Annotated in this window: 19 protein-coding genes and 1 riboswitch; of the genes, 13 read left to right on the top strand and 6 right to left on the bottom strand. The window is 51.8% G+C overall.

Annotated features, from left to right (window positions below):
- The first annotated feature begins 21 nt into the window (after positions 1-21).
- From L1278_RS02760 to uvrB, 9 genes are all read left to right on the top strand, one after another.
- Positions 22-966, top strand: a complete 945-nt coding sequence (locus L1278_RS02760; protein ID WP_253400937.1) for a DUF368 domain-containing protein — start codon at positions 22-24, stop codon at positions 964-966.
- 22 nt (positions 967-988) lie between these two features.
- Entirely contained in the window at positions 989-1,726 is a 738-nt protein-coding gene (locus L1278_RS02755) for a shikimate dehydrogenase (protein WP_253400936.1), read from the top strand.
- A 97-nt stretch (positions 1,727-1,823) separates the two neighbouring features.
- Positions 1,824-2,225: a YkvA family protein gene (locus L1278_RS02750; RefSeq protein ID WP_253400935.1), complete on the top strand. Its 402-nt coding sequence runs from the start codon at positions 1,824-1,826 to the stop codon at positions 2,223-2,225.
- 230 nt (positions 2,226-2,455) lie between these two features.
- Positions 2,456-3,034, top strand: coding sequence for an RNA polymerase sigma factor (locus L1278_RS02745; RefSeq protein ID WP_253400934.1), 579 nt, complete (start codon positions 2,456-2,458; stop codon positions 3,032-3,034).
- On the top strand, positions 3,018-4,730 hold the full coding sequence (locus tag L1278_RS02740) for an outer membrane beta-barrel protein (protein WP_253400933.1): 1,713 nt from the start codon (positions 3,018-3,020) through the stop codon (positions 4,728-4,730). Before L1278_RS02745 ends, L1278_RS02740 begins: the two co-directional genes overlap by 17 nt.
- Before the next feature lie 109 nt (positions 4,731-4,839).
- Positions 4,840-4,989 (top strand): hypothetical protein, encoded by a 150-nt coding sequence (locus L1278_RS02735; RefSeq protein WP_253400932.1) that lies wholly within the window; start codon positions 4,840-4,842, stop codon positions 4,987-4,989.
- A 17-nt stretch (positions 4,990-5,006) separates the two neighbouring features.
- Entirely contained in the window at positions 5,007-5,465 is a 459-nt protein-coding gene (locus L1278_RS02730; protein WP_253400931.1) for a hypothetical protein, read from the top strand.
- A 122-nt stretch (positions 5,466-5,587) separates the two neighbouring features.
- Positions 5,588-5,956 (top strand): hypothetical protein, encoded by a 369-nt coding sequence (locus L1278_RS02725; protein WP_253400930.1) that lies wholly within the window; start codon positions 5,588-5,590, stop codon positions 5,954-5,956.
- Positions 5,957-6,144: 188 nt separating this feature from the next.
- Entirely contained in the window at positions 6,145-8,172 is a 2,028-nt protein-coding gene (gene uvrB / locus L1278_RS02720) for an excinuclease ABC subunit UvrB (protein WP_253400929.1), read from the top strand.
- On the opposite strand, the gene L1278_RS02715 is transcribed toward uvrB, so the two are convergent.
- On the bottom strand, positions 8,140-8,478 hold the full coding sequence (locus L1278_RS02715) for a hypothetical protein (protein WP_253400928.1): 339 nt from the start codon (positions 8,476-8,478) through the stop codon (positions 8,140-8,142). The genes uvrB and L1278_RS02715 overlap by 33 nt on opposite strands.
- A 47-nt stretch (positions 8,479-8,525) precedes the next feature.
- Here L1278_RS02715 and L1278_RS02710 point away from each other — a divergent pair, with 47 nt between their 5' ends.
- Together L1278_RS02710 and L1278_RS02705 are read left to right on the top strand one after the other, a co-directional pair.
- Positions 8,526-10,199, top strand: coding sequence for a M28 family metallopeptidase (locus L1278_RS02710; RefSeq protein WP_253400927.1), 1,674 nt, complete (start codon positions 8,526-8,528; stop codon positions 10,197-10,199).
- 89 nt (positions 10,200-10,288) lie between these two features.
- A complete protein-coding gene (locus tag L1278_RS02705; protein WP_253400926.1) occupies positions 10,289-11,185 on the top strand; it encodes a hypothetical protein in 897 nt (298 codons plus the stop codon).
- Positions 11,186-11,206: 21 nt separating this feature from the next.
- Here L1278_RS02705 and L1278_RS02700 read toward each other — a convergent pair whose 3' ends face one another.
- The 3 genes from L1278_RS02700 to L1278_RS02690 form a co-directional block, all read right to left on the bottom strand.
- Positions 11,207-13,411 (bottom strand): radical SAM protein, encoded by a 2,205-nt coding sequence (locus L1278_RS02700; RefSeq protein WP_253400925.1) that lies wholly within the window; start codon positions 13,409-13,411, stop codon positions 11,207-11,209.
- 408 nt (positions 13,412-13,819) lie between these two features.
- Positions 13,820-14,053 (bottom strand): DUF2798 domain-containing protein, encoded by a 234-nt coding sequence (locus tag L1278_RS02695; RefSeq protein WP_220626000.1) that lies wholly within the window; start codon positions 14,051-14,053, stop codon positions 13,820-13,822.
- A 51-nt stretch (positions 14,054-14,104) separates the two neighbouring features.
- Positions 14,105-14,281, bottom strand: coding sequence for a hypothetical protein (locus L1278_RS02690; RefSeq protein WP_253400924.1), 177 nt, complete (start codon positions 14,279-14,281; stop codon positions 14,105-14,107).
- A 142-nt stretch (positions 14,282-14,423) separates the two neighbouring features.
- Here L1278_RS02690 and L1278_RS02685 point away from each other — a divergent pair, with 142 nt between their 5' ends.
- A complete protein-coding gene (locus L1278_RS02685) occupies positions 14,424-14,708 on the top strand; it encodes a hypothetical protein (RefSeq protein WP_253400923.1) in 285 nt (94 codons plus the stop codon).
- 79 nt (positions 14,709-14,787) lie between these two features.
- Here L1278_RS02685 and L1278_RS02680 read toward each other — a convergent pair whose 3' ends face one another.
- Entirely contained in the window at positions 14,788-15,918 is a 1,131-nt protein-coding gene (locus tag L1278_RS02680) for a DUF5074 domain-containing protein (protein WP_253400922.1), read from the bottom strand.
- Between the two features lie 25 nt (positions 15,919-15,943).
- Positions 15,944-17,857: a TonB-dependent receptor domain-containing protein gene (locus L1278_RS02675; protein ID WP_253400921.1), complete on the bottom strand. Its 1,914-nt coding sequence runs from the start codon at positions 17,855-17,857 to the stop codon at positions 15,944-15,946.
- A 102-nt stretch (positions 17,858-17,959) separates the two neighbouring features.
- Positions 17,960-18,162, bottom strand: a riboswitch (cobalamin riboswitch).
- A gap of 188 nt (positions 18,163-18,350) precedes the next feature.
- On the opposite strand from L1278_RS02675, the gene L1278_RS02670 reads away from it, so the two are divergent.
- Positions 18,351-18,950, top strand: coding sequence for a DNA-3-methyladenine glycosylase (locus L1278_RS02670; RefSeq protein WP_253400920.1), 600 nt, complete (start codon positions 18,351-18,353; stop codon positions 18,948-18,950).

Here is an 18,950-nt window from a genome sequence, read left to right as displayed (position 1 = left end):
CAAATCCAGATTATTAAAAGCATGAAACGACGATCTTTAAAAGAACACCTGCTCCTCTATTTAAAAGGTATTAGTATGGGTGCTGCTGACGTGGTGCCTGGCGTTTCCGGAGGTACTATTGCCTTTATATCAGGTATTTACGAAGAGTTGCTGGATGCCATCCGTTCTGTTAATGGTGATGCGCTGCGATTGCTGTCACGTTTCGATATCAAAGGCTTCTGGCAGCACATTAATGGAAGTTTTCTGGTGGTGCTGCTGGCCGGTATTTTTACTTCCATCCTGACGCTTTCCAATCTGGTGGTATACCTGCTGGCGACCTACCCAATTATGGTGTGGGGTTTCTTCTTTGGCTTGATCGTGGCGTCGGTTGTTGTGGTGGCTAAAAAGATAACCCATTGGCGGCCTGCTACCATCCTGTTCGGACTTATCGGGGCGGTTATGGCCTATTACATCACGGTGGCTGTGCCAATGCAGACACCTGAGGCGCATTGGTTCGTTTTCATAGCAGGCGCTATCGCGATTTGCGCCATGATCCTGCCCGGTATTTCGGGAAGTTTCCTGTTGCTGCTGATGGCTAAGTATGAGTTCATCATGAATGCGCTCAAAGAGTTTAAGATTGACATCATTCTGGTGTTCGGCGTGGGCTGCGTGACGGGCCTGCTGGCTTTTTCGCATGTGCTCAACTGGATGCTGAAGAAGTACCATAACGTGACCGTAGCGCTGCTAACGGGCTTTATGCTGGGTTCGCTCAACAAGGTATGGCCCTGGAAAAAAACACTCGAAACGTATACCGACCGCCACGGCGAAGTGAAGCCGCTCCTGCAGGAAAACATACTGCCGGCTCAGTATGCCCAGCTGACAGGCGAGAGTTCATATCTGTTCTACACGGTGCTGCTGGCCATTTTCGGTTTCCTGGTGGTATACCTGCTCGATCGCATTGCTGAGCGCCCTGCCGGGAAGGTATAGCTATCCTTAAATCAAAAAAGATATGCGTAAATTCGGTCTAATCGGCAAAAAACTCGGACACTCCTTCTCGAAGCGTTACTTCACAGAGAAGTTCGCCCGCGAAGGTATAGCCGACGCTGCTTATGAACTTTACGAACTGCCCGATATCGCTGGTTTCCCTGAACTGCTAGCGCATGAGCCTGAGTTAGTCGGGTTGAATGTGACGGTGCCTTATAAAGAAGTCGTTATCCCATACCTGCACGGACTGGACGATAGCGCTACCCGTATAGGCGCCGTGAATACCATCAAAATAGCGGGCGGCAGAACCAAAGGCTATAACACCGACTATATTGGTTTCCGGGATACGCTGCAGCAGTTTTATCCGGCGGGTAAGGGCGCCCAAGCGCTTGTGCTCGGAACGGGCGGCGCTGCCAAAGCCGTCTGGGCCGCTCTGGAAGAACTGGCTATACCTTATACCTCCGTCTCCCGAATCCCTGCCCAAAATCAGCTGCCTTACGAGGCCATAACACCAGAGGTACTGCAGGCTTATGCCCTGATTATCAACACGACACCATTAGGTATGGCCCCCGACACAGCAAGCGCTCCGGCTATACCTTACGATGCCCTGACACCGGGACACTTTCTCTACGACCTGGTCTATAACCCCCAGGAAACCCTATTCCTGCAAAAAGGTCGCCTAGCAGGGGCGCATACGATGAACGGGTTGCCCATGCTCCATGCGCAGGCCGAAGCTGCCTGGAAAATCTGGGCTAACGAATAGCCTTAATAAAATATTGCGTATATTTTATGTTATTATGAAACTTTCTGGTAGTGCTGCTGCGTAAGGAGAAATAAATCACCCCCTTACTCTTACACCCATGATGCACTTGACCTACCTTCGCCAGAAAGCGCATGAGATGAATGCGGAGATTTACGCCCTATACCTGTCTGCCCGCCATCCGGAGGTGAGATGGTATGTGCCGCTCTTGCTGGCTGTGGTCATCGGCTATGCTATTTCTCCCATCGATCTGATTCCTGACCTGGTGCCTGTCTTCGGTTTTCTGGATGATGTGGTGCTGGTGGTGCTGGGTATACACACTGCTTATCAACTGGTGTCCAAAAACATACTGGGGCAAGCCCGGCTGCAGGCCTATGAAGTGCTGAGTCAGGATGGCGAAGGGGCCTCTGACGCTTACCAGATCATCGGCTATACCTGGGTTTTGATCGCTGCCCTTTTCTCGATCATGTTCTACAAGCTTTTGTTCTTAACTGTCCTCTAAAACCTCTCTCACCTTAAATAATTCCGGCAAGGGCCTTTCCGTTTTGGAGAGGCCCTTGCTGTTTATACACAGTTTTCTGTTGTAGGAATATTTAATCTTAATATATTTACTGTGCAATTGTTCTTGGTGCGCTTTTATGCCATCCACCAGAGGTGAAAAATTATTTTTTTGTGCTTGCAACCATTGCCTCGCTATGGGAATCATAGGAGTGGAGCTAAAAGGAAAGGCGTTTGAAGCTTTTTACAAAACCTAAGTCAGACGAGGATAAACTCATAGAGGGGTGCATTGCCGGCAAGCGGGACATGCAGCGGCTGCTCTATGACCTTTACTCGCGCAAGATGATGGCGGTTTGTATGCGCTACGCCCCCACGAGCTTCGAGGCAGAGGATATGATGCAGGAAGGGTTTGTGAAAGTGTTTGCCAATATTCAGAATTTCAAGCGGGACTGTCCGCTCGAGTTTTGGGTGCGTCGCATCATGATCAACACCGCCCTGAAACAGCTGCGGCAGAAGTCGCTCATGACCGTTTCACATGAAACGGAGGAAGTGAGCAACATCGCGTCGGAGGGCGTTATCCTGACGGGCTACTCCATGGATGAGTTGCTCAGCATGATCCAAAGCCTGGCCCCACGCTACCGCATGGTGTTCAACCTGTACGCCATCGAGGGTTACAATCATAAAGAAATAGGGGAGATGCTTGGCATTTCCGAAGGTACATCAAAGTCACAGTATTCACGCGCCAGGGCCATACTGCAAGGTATGCTCGAGCGCCAGGAGAAATCATATCAAGAGCATGTCATCAGCCAATAACCATAAGCGAAACACCCTGGAAGACGAATTCCAGCGCCGCCTGTTCGATGCTGAGGCCAGGCCTGCCCCGGACCTCTGGGCCCGCATCGACCACGACCTGACCGTGCAGGAAAACAAGGATTACAAGAAACGGGCACTCTTTTACCGACAGCTCGCTGCGGCCTGTTTTGTGCTTTTTGCCCTGACCGGCGCACTGCTGGCCTATTACTACAGTGGCAGCCTGAACCAGCCTGGAGCCCAGCCAGGTATAGCCGCCGCACCGGCAACCAAATCAGCTGCTGCCCCTGCAACTGTGGAGGAGGCCATGCAGGCCTATGCTACACAGCAAGAGGAAGCCGCGGCTATGGCCTATACCTACACAGAGGAAACAGCAACTACCAAGCAAGCGACAAATGCTAGAGGTACAAATCAAGACGGGCGGACGGCAACTGCCAAAGTAATCAAACTTAATGACGGCCCACAGGCAGGCGATTATTACAATGTGTCGCCGGGTTACAGTTCATACCTGGGCTACACGCCTATGCCGGGCCGTAGCAGAGGCTATGTGTCGGGCGGGTTTCCTGGCAACGCCGCTGGTGGTGCGCAAGGCAATCTTTTCGCTCCTCATGGCAATCGCTATATCCAGATCATCACCTGGGAGAGTGTAACGATCACATTCGGAAACAGTGCACCAGCTACAGGACAGCAATTTCCAGTAGGAAGCCAGTCGCTGGCAGCCAGGCCTAAGTCGTTTGCCGAGATGAGCGAGGCACAACAGGCCAGCCGTCAACAAGCTCAGCAGTCAGTGGAGGCGGCGCAGAGTAAACTTGCTGCCCAGCAACCGAAAACCGTGGAAGCAGCAACCAAATCAAACAGCCGCTGGAGCCTGAACCTGGCTTATGTGCCGTCTGTGTTCGAACAGAACATTGGCCTGCCGGACCCGCTCTCTATGCCAAAGAACAGTGCTAACAGATTCAGCCTGGCAGCAGCAGGCCCAAGTGTCAATGCGTCGAAAGAGTCTTTCCAGAATATATCGGCCGCCCGCGACGAGTTTGAAGAGAGCACGCAACCAGCCTACTCCTATGCAGTGGAGGCGAAAGCCGGTTTCAAATTAAAGAAGAAGCTGAAGCTGCTGACAGGTATAGGTTACAGCGAGAGCAAGTCACGCTCCAGGTCTAACTTTATCGTGCGCCAGTTCTGGACCAAACCGCGCTCTAACGAGCGCTACGAACTCAGCCCAACCACCTACTTCACGTCGGCACTAAACGATGGCTTCTCGTCCGACTCCGTGAGCGTGGCCCGCACAGGCGACTCGTTCGATACCGAGTACAAGTACCGCCACCTGACCGTGCCGGTAGGCTTGCAGTACGAGCATGACATCAACAAAGACTGGTTCGTGTATGCCGCCGCGGGTGTGGCTGCCAACTTCCTGCTGGAGTCCAGCGTGACGGCTTCCAATCAGGAGGTGCAGTCAGTCAATTACACCGCCGACGACTATGACTCGCCTTTCCGCAACGTGCAATTCTCCGGAAATGGCTCTGTGGGTGTTGGCAAACGCATCTCGTCTAACCTGACGCTGGCACTTGGCCCGGAGGTGCGGCATTACTTCAACACCCTGGTGGCAGACCCGGACAAAGCCGCCGCACCACAGGGAAAACCCTACGCCATTGGCATGAACATGAGCCTGAACTACCAGCTGGGCAACTCCCGAAAATAATTTCAGATTTTTTTTAGGGCCTTGCAACCCTTCGGCGCCAATTGGAATCATAAGAGTATAGAGTGATTGGTTGATTTTAGATAAAAGCGCTATGCAAATGATGCTGTTCATGAGATACGTTCTGCAGACTCTGGTTGCCCTGGTGGCTGCCGGCCGTGAAAACATATCGGGGTGGTATGTATTGCTGGCGCTTTTACTCTTTTCTGTGCTGCTCTCAGGCTGCGCGATCCAAGACAATTCCTTTTTGGGCGCCTTCTAAACGTCGCCTTCTGTGCTATGAAAAAGATGTTGTGGTGTGCGGCTATGGCTATTGTTCTGTCAGGTATGGCGACAGGCTGCGCAAAATCAGATGAAGACATGCAACCGGTTGTAAATGAGAAAGGCCTGCGCGAGTCCGTTCAGGGCAAGTGGCGCATTGAGCGCGTGAATAACAAACTGTGCCGTAGTGGCAATTGCACCTCGGTGATGTACACAGGCACTACAAGCGACTACTTCGAGTTTAAGGCTGATAGTGCCTTCTTGCAACGTGCAAGCCAACAGAACGACAAGAGTGTGTACCGCGACAGTTTTAAAGCCGACTACTCGCAGCCCAACGCGTTTGTGCTGAGCAATTTCGGATGGTCCGCCCGGTTCCATGTCCTGCATCACGACCAACGAATGCTGGTGCTGGAAGGAACCTATTACGGATCTGACCCAAGCGCCATCTTCACGGATACTTATTATTTATACAGATAAAGGGCTCCTGGCGCAGCGCAGAGGCGTCGGTAGATGAAGAAGACTACACATCAAACAACCCGGCAACCAATGCCTGTGTTGGGTAGCCCTGCTTACCAAAGCCATTAGTACAACATAAAACTATGAAAAGTGTCCTGTCCCTTGTTGTGCTATACCTGTTGCTGGCGCTGCTGCTCGTGAGCTGCGCCGACCAGGAAGAGGCGGTTCCGGCCTGCCTGCAGGTAGAGGTGGTGGGGCCCGATTGCGCAGCCGGCTGGTACGTGCTTCATATTCTGGACGGCGACGGCACAGGCGAGCAGCGCAGCAATCAGTACATCGGGCAATTGCAGAGCGGCTTCGTCACCACCGACAATCTGCCTGAAGACTTAAGGCATTCCGGTGAAGTAGCTTACCTATCGCTTGAGCGCAACACCAAGTATGGGCCGCGTTGCACTGCCAACTACACGATGTTCCCGCCGGTGCGGGTAAAGCAGGTTTGCTCAGATGAATAGAACAGTTTTTACAGAGTGCCTAATTTTTTAATTGTTAGGAATAGTTAAACATGCAAAGACCTGCTCATTAGAGCAGGTTTTTTGTTTCCGGGGTATTCGTCTTGTGCGTTCTATTATAATGACAAAAGCTAAACTTACAGCCCATTTTTCATGTTATAGTATATCTTTACAAGTTGTAAAACCAACGAATGGATTTTAAGCTAACATCAGAATTTCAACCGACCGGCGACCAGCCGAAAGCGATCGCTCAGCTCACCGAGGGCGTTAACAAGGGAGAGCCTGTGCAGGTGCTGCTGGGAGCCACTGGTACAGGCAAGACCTTTACCATGGCCAACGTGATCAAGAATACGGGTAAACCAACGCTCGTGCTTTGCCACAACAAGACCCTGGCCGCGCAGCTCTACGGCGAATTCAAGCAATTTTTCCCTGATAATGCGGTCGAGTACTTCATCTCCTACTATGATTACTACCAGCCGGAAGCATACATTGCTTCTTCGGATGTGTTCATTGAGAAGGATCTGCAAATCAATGAGGAAATCGAGAAGCTGCGTCTGCACACTACTTCCGCTTTGCTTTCGGGGCGCCGCGATGTGATTGTGGTGGCTTCGGTGTCGTGTATTTACGGTATCGGTAACCCCGAGGAGTTTGGCAAGAACGTGATCTACCTGGCGCCGGGACAGAAGTATAGCCGCAACAACCTGCTCTATACCTTTGTGCAGATTCTCTACAGTCGCACCGAGGCCGAGTTCACACGTGGAACATTCCGCGTGAAAGGCGATACGGTTGACATCTTCCCGGCCTATGCTGACTTCGCGTACCGACTGTACTTTTTCGGCGATGAGCTGGAGCAGATTCACCGCATCGATCCGGAGTCGGGTAAAAAAATAGCCGACGAGAAAGCCGTGACGCTATACCCGGCCAACCTCTTCGTGACCGGCAAGGACACGCTGCAGCAAGCCATCCATGAGATACAGTTCGACATGGTAGCCCAGCACGACTACTTCCTGAAAGAAGACAGGCCGGTGGAGGCGAAGCGCATTAAGGAGCGGACCGAGTTTGACCTGGAGATGATCCGGGAACTAGGCTACTGCTCAGGTATAGAAAACTACTCCCGCTATTTCGACCGCCGTGCCCCGGGTGCGCGTCCGTTCTGTTTGCTTGATTATTTTCCGGATGATTTCCTGATGGTGATCGACGAGAGCCACGTGACGGTGCCGCAGGTGCGCGCCATGTGGGGCGGCGACCGCTCGCGTAAGGTAGCGTTGGTGGAGTATGGCTTCCGTTTGCCGGCGGCCATGGACAACCGTCCGCTCACTTTCAATGAGTTTGAAAGCATGATGCACCAGGTGGTGTTCGTAAGTGCCACGCCAGGCGATTACGAGATTCAGAAATCAGAAGGTGTGATTGTGGAGCAGATCATCCGTCCGACCGGTCTGCTGGATCCGGAGATCGAGATCAGGCCGAGCGCTAATCAGGTGGATGATTTGCTGGACGAGGTAGACGAGCGTATCAAGCGCAAAGAGCGTGTGCTGGTGACGACGCTGACCAAGCGTATGTCCGAGGAACTGACCAAATACATGGATCGCCTCAACATCAAAGTAAAGTACCTGCACTCGGAAGTGAAGACGCTGGACCGCGTGGAAATTCTGCGCGAACTGCGACTCGGTGAGATTGACGTACTGGTAGGCGTGAACCTCCTGCGCGAGGGACTTGACTTGCCGGAAGTGAGTCTGGTAGCCATCCTAGATGCCGATAAAGAAGGTTTCCTGCGCGACCAGCGTTCCCTGATACAGACCATGGGCCGAGCCGCCCGTAACGAACGGGGACGCGTGATCATGTACGCTGACCGCATCACGGGCTCTATGCAGCGGGCGATTGACGAAACCACCCGCCGCCGCGCGACGCAGATGGCCTATAACGAAGAACATGGCATTACACCACGCACGATCCTCAAGACCAAGGACGAGATATTTGAGCAGACATCGGTAGCGGATTCTAAGAAGAAGGAAGTGAAAATATACGCTGGTCCGGAAGATGTATCGATTGCGGCAGAACCGGTGATCCAGATGATGAAGCGCGACGAGCTAGAGAAGCTGATCAAGAAAACCGAGAAGCAGATGGAAGCCGCCGCCAAAGACCTCGACTTCCTGCAAGCCGCCAAGTATCGCGACGAACTGGCTGAGCTAAGGCAGCTTCTTAAATCGAAGCGGGACTGATAAGTTAGAAAGTTTAAGAGCACTCATGGCGTAAAGCTGTGGGTGCTCTTTGTTTTTAAAGATGTTGCTTTGCCATACCTCGCTCTGCCTGCCATACCCGCGAGCTTCTATACCATAGGTCACGGCTATACCTGATTCCAATTTCAGAATGAGCAACAAGCAGTCAGCTACGCAGCAATAAGGTATAAGGTATAAGGTATAAGGTATAAGGTATAAGGTATAAGGTATAAGGTATAAGGTATAAGGTATAGCCCCGGCCAAGCTGCTTTTATTCCTGATCAGGATTCTGTACTTTAACACTTCCATAGCCGCTATACCTTAGCTTCGGCTAATTCCATCAACCTGATAGCACGATGATCAAAATAATCAAACCAATTTTATTGCCTGCCCTGATGGCGGGGTTATTTACTGCCTGCCAATCCTCCAGCCCTGAAACAGGAGAAGCCGGTGCCGAAAATGTGACCACCTTATCCACCGAAAGCTACGGCAACTACCTGAGCGCACTGGCCGCTGACGACATGGAAGGTCGCAAGCCTTTCACTTCCGGCGAGCAAAAAACGCTGGACTATTTAGAACGTGAGTTCAAGGCGCTGGGAGTAGAACCGGGCAATGGCGACAGTTATTTTCAGGAGGTGCCGATGGTGGAAGTGAACACCACTGCCAGCCCGAACATGATTATCAAAGGCAAACAGCAGGAACTGAAACTCGAAGGCCGCAACGACTACGTGATCTGGACCCGCCGCACAGAAGAGAACATCAACATCGACCCGACCGAGATGGTGTTCGCCGGCTTCGGTATTGTGGCCCCCGAATATAACTGGAACGACTATGCCGGTCTGGATGTGAAGGGCAAAATTGTAGTGGTGCTGGTGAACGATCCGGGTTTCTATGCGCAGGATGCGGCTGTGTTCAATGGAAAAGCCATGACCTACTACGGGCGCTGGACCTACAAATTTGAAGAGGCAGCCCGCCAGGGAGCAAAAGGAGCGCTGATCATACACGACACGGAGCCGGCCGGCTACGGTTTTCAGGTGGTGCAGAACAACTGGAATACCTCAAAAATGTATCTCGACAGCCGTGGCAAAGAAACTTATCGTTGCGCCATGGAAGGCTGGATAACCACACCAATTGCCGAGAAACTGTTCGCTGCTGCAGGTATGGATTATAAGACTGTACTCGGCAAAGCGCATCAGCCAGGAAACAAACCTTTCCCGCTCAACCTGCAGGCCAGCACTTCTATGAAAGTGAAGACCCGCTACGACAAAACTTCCAACTTCATCGCCAAAATTACCGGCAGCACACGTCCTGACGAGACCATCATCTATACCGGTCACTGGGATCACCTGGGTATAGGTAAGCCCGACGCGGCAGGCGATAGCATTTACAACGGAGCCGTGGATAATGCCAGTGGAGTAGCCGGTTTGCTGGAGATCGCTAAAGCATTTAAGGCCCAGCCGGTGCAGCCGGAGCGAACTGTCGTTTTTCTGGCTGTAACAGCTGAGGAGCAGGGACTGTGGGGCTCGGCCTACTATGCTGAAAATCCTGTATTTCCGAAAGAAAAGACGGTTGCCAACATCAACATGGACATGATGAATCCTTACGGAAAGACAAAAGACGTGGTGCTGTACGGTATGGGCCAATCCGAATTGGAGGATTATATCACAGCGGAGGCTGAAGCGGCAGGGCGTTACATTGCGCCGGAAGAAAATCCGGAGGCTGGGCTATACTACCGCTCCGATCACTTCAATTTTGCTAAAATTGGTATACCTGCCTTGTTCATCGGCCCGGGCGTGGACCTGGTAGAAGGCGGCAAAGAAGCAGGTAAGAAGAAGCTGGACGAGTACTACGCCAACTACTACCACAAAGCAGCCGACCAAATGCACCCAGATTATAAAGTGGATGGAGTAGTAGAAGATTTGAAGCTACTCTACCAGGTAGGAAAGCGCCTGGCTGGTTCAGCAGAGTGGCCGCAGTGGAAATCAGGCTCTGAGTTCAAGGCGGTGCGGGATAGTTACATGGATAAGTAGTAATATTTGTATCAACACTTTCACCAGACTGTACCGGCAGTGCAAGGGTACAGATTTCCTATTCCTCAATTTATCGTTTAAACTATTTCATGAAATTTAATCTGCTGCTTTTAGCTGCCCTCTTACCGTTTTACTGCTTAGGCCAACACGCATTGGTAGGCGACCCAACTTATAACAAAACGGTGCCTCGCCTGATTATGATGAAGCATAATGAGAGTAGCGGCCCCTTGTCGAACACAAGAATTAGCCCCACCGACTTTGAAGGGAAGATGTCATCCAAAGAGACGAACATTTTTGTCACTTACAAACGCAATGAGAAAGTAGGGTCTACTGTAGGAAATTACGCAGAGCTCACAGTGCCTCCCAACAGACTGATGGATTTTCACTTGATTTATGGCTATAACTATAGCGTGTTTATTGATGAGGCTACAGCTACTAATGGATTACGCTTTAATATTGCGCTTACGCCAAACGATAAGGTGCAAAACAAGAGTCTAGCAAGCCATGCGCTGCAAAAAGGCAAAGTTATTTCGAAAAAAGTAAGCTCAAAGTCATTCGAAATAAGCCAGAACGATAGTAGCCTTACAGTAAATATTGCCGCATCAAATTTGACAGCAGGCTCATACCTGACCTTCAATGTTCAGGTTAGTTCGGTTAACTTTGGCGAGATCGGGCCTTTCGGGATTGAAAATACAGCCTACACGGATTTTGTTAGTTTTAATATGCCGGAGATTTTTCTCTATGATCTAGTCGCACAGGATGTGGCGTTAGAATTGATTTCGCAGGAAAAGAGACCGTACGAGCTGCTCCATTTTAAAAGGGATAAAGAAGGAACAATCGACAAATTTAAAATCGACAATTACAGTTATAAATGGAAAATAAACCCCAAAAGCAGTGAAGGTGGCTATAAATTTAAGCTAACAGAAATGCTTTTCCCTGAGAAGAAAGATATAGGAATTACGCCTGCCGACCTGCTCGTGCTATAATTGCTTCAGCTCTTAATGATATTACAGCAACAGCAGCCCCTTCTCCCTAAGCTCAAACCAAACCGGCGAGGCCAGGAACTCCGTGAAGTTCAGGTGCGCGTCCAGTGGGTAGGTTTCTTCCAGTTGCTTCAGCGTCATGGCCGGCGCCTCTTCTGAGGTCAGTAGCGTGAGTTGTTCCAGCAGCCATTGTCCGATGTTCGCGGTGGTCTTGATCTGGAAATCCTCGGCCTTCTCGTAGAAGGTCAGCACGCAACGCTCGATGGTCTGGCCTTTTTTGGCGTACATCATAAAGTCGATCTCGGGTACATTACCAAGCCAGAAAACACGTGCCAGTTTACGCTCACTGTCTGGTTTGGCGGGTTCCTGTATGGCGTTAGCAATCAGGTCGCGGTCAATGGTCACGCGCGGTACCTTAAAGTCGAACCAGAATGACAGCGGCTCCTCCAGTCCTACGCCGTGCATAAAGTTGTAGAGCGCCTTCGCCAGTCCCGGGCCGAACAACTCGTGGTCGGTGCCCTGCGGGTCGTCGTGCCAGAGGTCGTTGTTGGCAAAGGCACCTTCCGGCGGACCCACTTTCACTACGCCAAACTTCTCCGGATGCTTGCCTACGGGGCTGTGCGCCGTCATGCTGAAGCGGTGCCAGTAGCCGGACTGTATCACGCCGGTCAGGAATAGCTGCCGCACCACCTCCAGCGAGTCGATGGTTTCCTGAGCCGTTTGAGTCGGGAAACCATACATGAGGTAAGCGTGCACCATAATGCCGGCCTGCGTAAAACCATCGGTCACACGAGCTACTTGCGCAATGCTCACACCTTTCTTCATCAGGTCAAGCAGGCGGTCCGAGGCCACTTCCAAACCACCCGAAACGGCGATGCAACCCGAGGCTGCCAACAGATGGCAAAGGTCAGGCGAAAAGGTTTTCTCGAAGCGGATATTTCCCCACCAAGTAATTTTCACGCCGCGGCGAATCAGCTCAATGGCCAGGTCGCGCAGGGCGGCAGGCGGTGCGGCTTCGTCTACAAAGTGAAAGCCGGTTTGGCCGGTCTGGGCAATGATCTGTTCGATGCGGTCGACCAGCAAAGCAGCCGGAGCCGTTTCGTAACGGGAAATATAATCGAGGGTGATGTCGCAGAAAGAGCAGCGTTTCCAGTAGCAGCCGTGGGCCACGGTCAGTTTGTTCCAGCGGCCGTCGCTCCAGAGACGGTGCATTGGGTTGATCACATCAATCACCGAGAGGTACTCCTGCAACGGCAGGTCGCTGTAATCGGGTGTGCCGACTTCGGTATGCGGAATATCTTTGTCGAGGCAGCCGTTGATGTAGTCTACCTTGCCGTCCTGTAGTGTGAAGGTACGTTGCAGAAAATCCAATTGGCGCTCGCCTTGCAGGTATTCCAGTAGTTTCAGCCAAGGACCTTCACCATCATCCAAGGTCACAAAATCGATGTACTTGAACAGACGGGTCTCCCGGAGTGTGCGCAGCTCGGTATTCGGGTAGCCGCCGCCCATCAGGGTATGGATGTGCGGGTATTTTTGCTTGATGTACTGTGCCAGCCGCAGACCGCCATACAAGTTGCCCGGGAAAGGTATAGAAAAACCCACTACATCCGGCTGCACCTCCTGCAAACGTTCCTCCAGCAGTTCCAGCAGTAGCTGGTCCACCAGGTTCGGCTCCTGTTGCAGCGATTCTTCCAGCGGATCAAACGAAGTAGCCGACAGAGCCAGCTTCTCAGCGTAACGACTGAACGCAAAGTAAGGGCAGATCGTCTCCTTGATAAGATCACCCAGATCCTCGAGGTATAGCGTGGCCAGGTAGCGGGCACGGTCCGTGATGCCCATGCTGCCAAAAGCCCAGTCGATGTCCTCTACCTGGTCGAAGCGGGAGGCCTCGGGCAGGTAACGGCTGTAGCTGATCTGCTGAGCCAGGGTTGTGTCCTTGTTCTGTAAGAAGCGGATGACCGGCTCGATGGTGTTCAGGTACTCCCGCTTCAGCCGCAGGATGCGTAGGCTGTTGTCCGACAACTCGAAATCGCCTGCTTCCACCGCCTGGAAAATTCTTGACAAACCATTTCGGGTGAACATTCGCAATACCAGCTCAATGCCAAAATCGGCTTGGGTAACAGAATAGCCCTGACCTGCGAGAAAGCCTTTGATGTAGGCAGTGGCAGGGTATGGCGTGTTGAGCTGCGTGAGCGGCGGTGTGATGAGCAGTATGGTGGGCTTCTTCAAGTCTCGGGAATCTTAAAATAACAAACGCCCCACAGGGCGCGGACTACAAAACTACTGATTCTGTAGCGCTTTCTAAACAGATGTTGTCAGGTTAAAAGTTCTGCTCCGAACAGGGTTCAGTATGGAGGTATTGGGAATGAGGAGGTTATACAGTGTTTTAAAAAAAGCTTGAATAATTCTGCACTAAGACGGTATTAAATTATATAAATCTATTTTTATATACTTATATTTGCATTATTATCATCTATAGTTGAATGCTTCTGGGCGTTAAAGCCAGGGTTTTAAGCTGTGAAAACATGAAAACCTGGAGCAATGGCTAGTGATGGTGTAAGTGTTTCAATTGTTCCCTAAAACAAAAGGCCCGCGGTGTTATCGCGGGCTTTTCGTTTGTATAAGGTATAGCAACGCCTAACTGAGCAGCTGCGACGTTTTATTGACAAGGTAATTTGCGCCGGGCACAATGGCTAGCACGGTGCCTGCCACCAGCACAAACAGCACCACAAACATACGAAGCCAGTTTATAAAGAAGTTATCGGCAAAGCCGAAGGTATAGAGTTGCAGGGCGGAGGCTATGAGCAGGCACAGCAAGGAGATGACCAGCAGCTTGCGTTTAAGCGCCGGGTTCAAAAATTTCTTTTTCATGGCAGACCAGGTATAGCCGCAAAGTTAAGGTATAGCCGGTTTACTGCATCATCAGGCGTGGCCTTTTTGTGCTTCGGCGTCCGAGCTGTCATCCTTTGTATGGCGCGGATCGCTTGCGCCTGTGCCCTGCGGCGGTGGCGTTTGCTTTTCGGCCGCTACTTTTTTCGTGTCCGACGACATTTCTTTGGTGCTCTTCTCCTGATCCGACTTACTTTTCCCGTTCATCATGTCTTCAAGTTCTGGTATGCTATGTCATACGTCAAAACCTGGCTGATGTAGCTTTTTTTAACTCTAATTGTAGGGAGGTCGTACATTAAAGAGCTATACCCTGATGCGGTATGGTACTTTGAAAATCTAAAACGAAAGAACTATGAAATCGATAAAGACAACGGCTGCTGTGCTGGGCGTATTGCTAGGTATAGGTATGGCATCCTGTAACACGGGCACCGACCCCGGCGAGACAAATACGGAACGCAGTGATTATGAGCGCACCGAAGAAATGGACCGCAGCAGCATGGACAACGATACCACCGAAAATTACGAGGACATTTACGAAGGCCGTGAAGGCACCGCTATCGGCGACAGCGCCTACAACCAGGAAGGTGACCGTAAGAAACGCTACGACAAGGACCTGAAGCCGAATCCAAATCAGTAAGTTGGCTCAGGTATAAAAGCACGATGCCCGGCGCTCTGTTAGTGAGTGCCGGGCATCGTGCTTTTAGAAAGGTCGATTTCTAACGGAATAGAAACCCGTTTGGTGCTATACCTACCCGGAAGGAATCTACAGCAGCGCCGCTCTGCGGATTGTAACGTACTACCCAGCCGTTGGAGGCGTAGTCAGTTGCTTTGCCGGCGTAAATAGTGCCGCTTGCAGGTTCCACACCCAACCCATTGAACCCATAAGCTACATAAGTGCCCCGGTCAATGAGCGGTTGAGAAGCCAGTGAAGTCGTGTTCACATCCTGTACCCATACCTTGTTGTTGAACACATAGTAGAGTTTATCGCCGTTCAGGTTTGGTGTGAGTTTGCCCGGAGCCGGTGCGTTTTGGCTGAAAGTAAGTATAGCCACTACAGAGTTGCTGGTCGTGTTGATTTTAGCAAGCGAGCCAGGCGTGCTGCTCTCTTCGCTCACCAACCAGTCAACCGGATCGTAGGCTTTTATACCCTGGCTGCTCACCCAAAGCATATTGTTACGGTCCAAGGCCAGGCTGTTGGGGCCGTCGTTTACTGTAATAGCGGTTTCGATGGCGTCTGTTGCGGTGTTGATGACCGTTACGGTATTTCCGCCGTTGTTCGCTACATAAAGTTTACCGCCAGCTATTACAAGCTGCTCCGGCTGCACGCCAACCGTAATGGTTTTGGTCACAGTCAGCGTTTTCAGGTCAATTACGGCCACACGACCGTTGCCATATACATAAGTGACGGGGTCATAACCCAACCACTCGGTTACGTAAGCCTTGTCATCGTTCAGGGCAGCAAAATAGCGGGGAGCTTCCAGTCCGGTAGTCTCGCCTTCGGCCTTCAGGGTGTTGGCATTGGTTACCACTACTTTGCCGCTGTTGTTCATCACCAGATATAGCCGGTCGCCGTGCTGTGTCATGTGCTGCAATACATCACCCAGCACAAGCGGCGTATTCACTTTCTTGAACGATTCGTTTTCCACTGATTTGCTGTCGTGGCTGTAGAAACTCACCGAAGCATTCGATTTGGTCATGGCGCCTTCGTTGGAGATGAGTACTCCGTTGCGGGCATATTCTCCGGTGGGGCCAGTAGTATTATCATCGTCACAGCTAGTAAAAGCAAGCGCGCTTATAGCAAAAGCCGCTGACAGAAAATAGTGACGGAAACGGGTAATTTTTTTCATGTTGTTGAGAGGTATGGATATGAAATTAAGGTATAACAAAGCGTAAGCCGGCAGCCAGGCTGCGGGGTGGCATCGGCACATTTTCGAGCACGGTATAGGCACGGTTGGTCACATTATCGCTGCGCACCGAAGCGACAAACTGATACTGACCAAGGTTGAATTTTTTATGAACTGCGAGGTTGAGTAAGGTATAGCCCGGCAGACTGCCGGCATTGCTGTTGTCGGTATAGCGAAGTCCGGTATGCGTCAGGTTGCCAAGCAATGTCCAGGTTCGGAAGGAGATATCTGTTCCCAACTGTACTTTATGCAGCGGCACGTGCGCGAGTTGCCTGTTCAGTTCCTGGGTTCCTTCGTAGGCTTTCACCTGCTCAGAAGAAGTATAGGTATAGGCACCTGTAGCTGCGAGTCGCCAATCGCCGGACGAAGTGCTGGCGCGGCTGCTGAGTTCTATACCTTGGGAGCGTACTTTCTGCAGGTTGCGGGGAGTCCAGTAACTGGACGTGACAGGCATCCACTGTATCCAGTTGTCCACCAGCATGCGGTAAACAGACATTTCAGACTCGAGTTGCACACGGCCCCAGGTATAGCAGTGGCGCAGACCGGTTTCGTAACTCCAGCCTTGTTCCGGCTTGATGTCCGGATTGCCGCCCGGCTGCCAGAAGCGCTCGTTCAGCGTCGGCACCCGGTAGCTGCCCGATACGTTGCCTTTCAGGTATAGCTTGTGCTCGTTTTGCTCCAGCAGCAGCCAGTTGGCACCCAGCGTAGGAGCAGGAGTGGGGTTATAGCCTTTCACAAAAGCCTGGCGCAAATTCAGGCTCAGGTCGAGTCGCTTGCTCGGGTCGTAGCGGAAAAGCAGGAAAGCAGAGGCGCGGTCTTCGGTTACCTGTCGGCCATATCCCTGTACATCGGCCTCGAAGTGCTGTAGATTAAGGCCACCCCGCAAACTCCAGCGGCGGGCATAGGTATAGGTCTGCTCGGCCTGCACCTGGTAAGTATTGATGTCGGTGAGGGAGTTGTTGCTGTTGTCGGTGTAGCGGAGATAATCGTTGAAGACGGCTGCCTTCACAGAGGTTTCGCCCCAGTTGCTGCTGTGGTTAAGTTCTGTCATCAGGCGCAGGTTCCGGTCGAGTTGTTTGGCGTTGGTGTTGGCTGCTGCCAGGGCTGGTGGAACTTCGCGATCAGCATAGGTATACCAGCCGTGCAAAGCCAGTCGGGTATTGGGGGAGAGTTGCCAGCTTACATCCTGCGTAAAACCATGCTGTGCCACCTGTGCCTGGTCCTGCCGGCGGGTAGGCGCCCCGATACGGCCATAGTCTCGGAAAGAAAAGTCGTTCTCTGCCGCCAGATAATAGCCACCTAAAGCAACAGATACCTTTTGGCCGCTGTAACGGGCGCTGGCACTGGAAAAGTAGCGTCCAAAGCTGCCGACTTCCTGGAATATTTCCGCACCAAAACCTGGCTCTTGTTGTGTTGGAGAGTTGAGTAAAACAGCCCCGCCGATCGCTCCGCTGCCATACGTAGCTCCCGCCGCACCATGCTGCACCGCAATGTTCCCGATGCTGCTTAAAGGCAACAAGGACATATCGCTCTGCCCCAAAGCAGGCTGACTGATGTTGAGGCCGTTCCAGAGTACGGCGGTATGTGTTGCGCTGGTGCCCCGGAAGGAGGGAGTGGAAATGCCGCTCGGTCCGTTCGTTTTCAGAAATACCGGTGTGCGGACCTGTAGCGCATCGGCTATAGAGCCGGAGGCGTAGGTGCGGATGAAACTGCTGTCGAGGGTGCTGACCCGGCTCCCAGAGGCAAAAACCTCGGCGGGTTTACCAAAAATCTCGACGGTGCGCAGGTGGTACAACGTAGTATCCTGCTGCGCAAAAGCGGGTGAAGTTATACCTAGCGAAATGGCCAGGCACAAGAAAAGACGGTAGTGAAACTTTGCCACGTATACGCTTGCTTAAATCCCGAAGCATGCAGGCAGGTATAGGGCAGGAACAGCGCGCGCAGGTATAGCGAAGGCCGTGCAGCTTTTTACCCGAAAGCATACGACAATTTTGGTCGAACTGGCAGGTCTCCTGGCTCTCTTCAGGTCAGCCAGCCTTCCCATGCGTTGTGCGGCACAGTGGCGGTGGTTTTGGCTACCCTTTTTAAGAAGATTACAGTTGCGGGAACAGCATAGGTATTTCACCTACTTCCCTTTTAAGGCCTTGCGTTGGATATAACAAGGCCACCAATCTGAAGGCAAAGTTAGTGATTAATGCTGAATGATAGATGAAGTGTGTTGGAATAATTAGGGAAGGCCAGGCAGGTACGGGTCAAAGTAAGCCTGCTGGCTATAGGCAAGGGTGTTTTCTCCTCCCGCTTAAAACTGTTTTACCGTTCTTCAGTAATCATCAGGAACGATCAATTAGTAGTTATTCATCCTTACTCATTCATAAGTGAAACTCAAAAAAGACTTTTATACCCGACCGGATGTCGTGCAAGTGGCCCAGGACCTGCTGGGAAAGTATCTCTACACAGACCACGATGGCATTCTCACCGGCGGCATGATCGTGGAAACGGAGGCTTACTCCGGCACAAACGACAAGGCCTGCCATGCCCACATGAACCGCCGGACACAACGCACCGAAATTATGTACCACGAAGGCGGGGTGGCCTATGTATACCTGGTGTATGGCATCTACAACCTGTTCAACATTATTACCAACGTAGAAGGAAGCGCCGACGCCGTGCTGGTGCGCGCTATAGAACCAATAGAAGGTATAGAAGAAATGCTGCTGCGCCGCAACATGAATACCATCAAGCCCAACCTAACCGCCGGACCAGGCGTGCTCAGCATCGCTTTAGGTATAAACCGCAGCCACTACGGCGCTCCCCTCACCGGCGACACCATTTGGGTAGAAGACAAAGGTATAGACTTACCTGCCGAAGGTATAGCCATTGGCCCCCGGATAGGTATAGACTATGCCGGTGAGGATGCGCTGCTGCCCTGGCGCTTCTGGCTGAAAGGCAACAAATGGGTGAGCCGGAAGAAGTAG

This window comes from Pontibacter sp. HSC-36F09 (genome assembly GCF_024171605.1).
Taxonomy (GTDB): domain Bacteria; phylum Bacteroidota; class Bacteroidia; order Cytophagales; family Hymenobacteraceae; genus Pontibacter.
The sequence above is the reverse complement of the archived record's forward strand: the minus strand, read 5'-3'. Positions and strand labels throughout refer to the sequence as shown.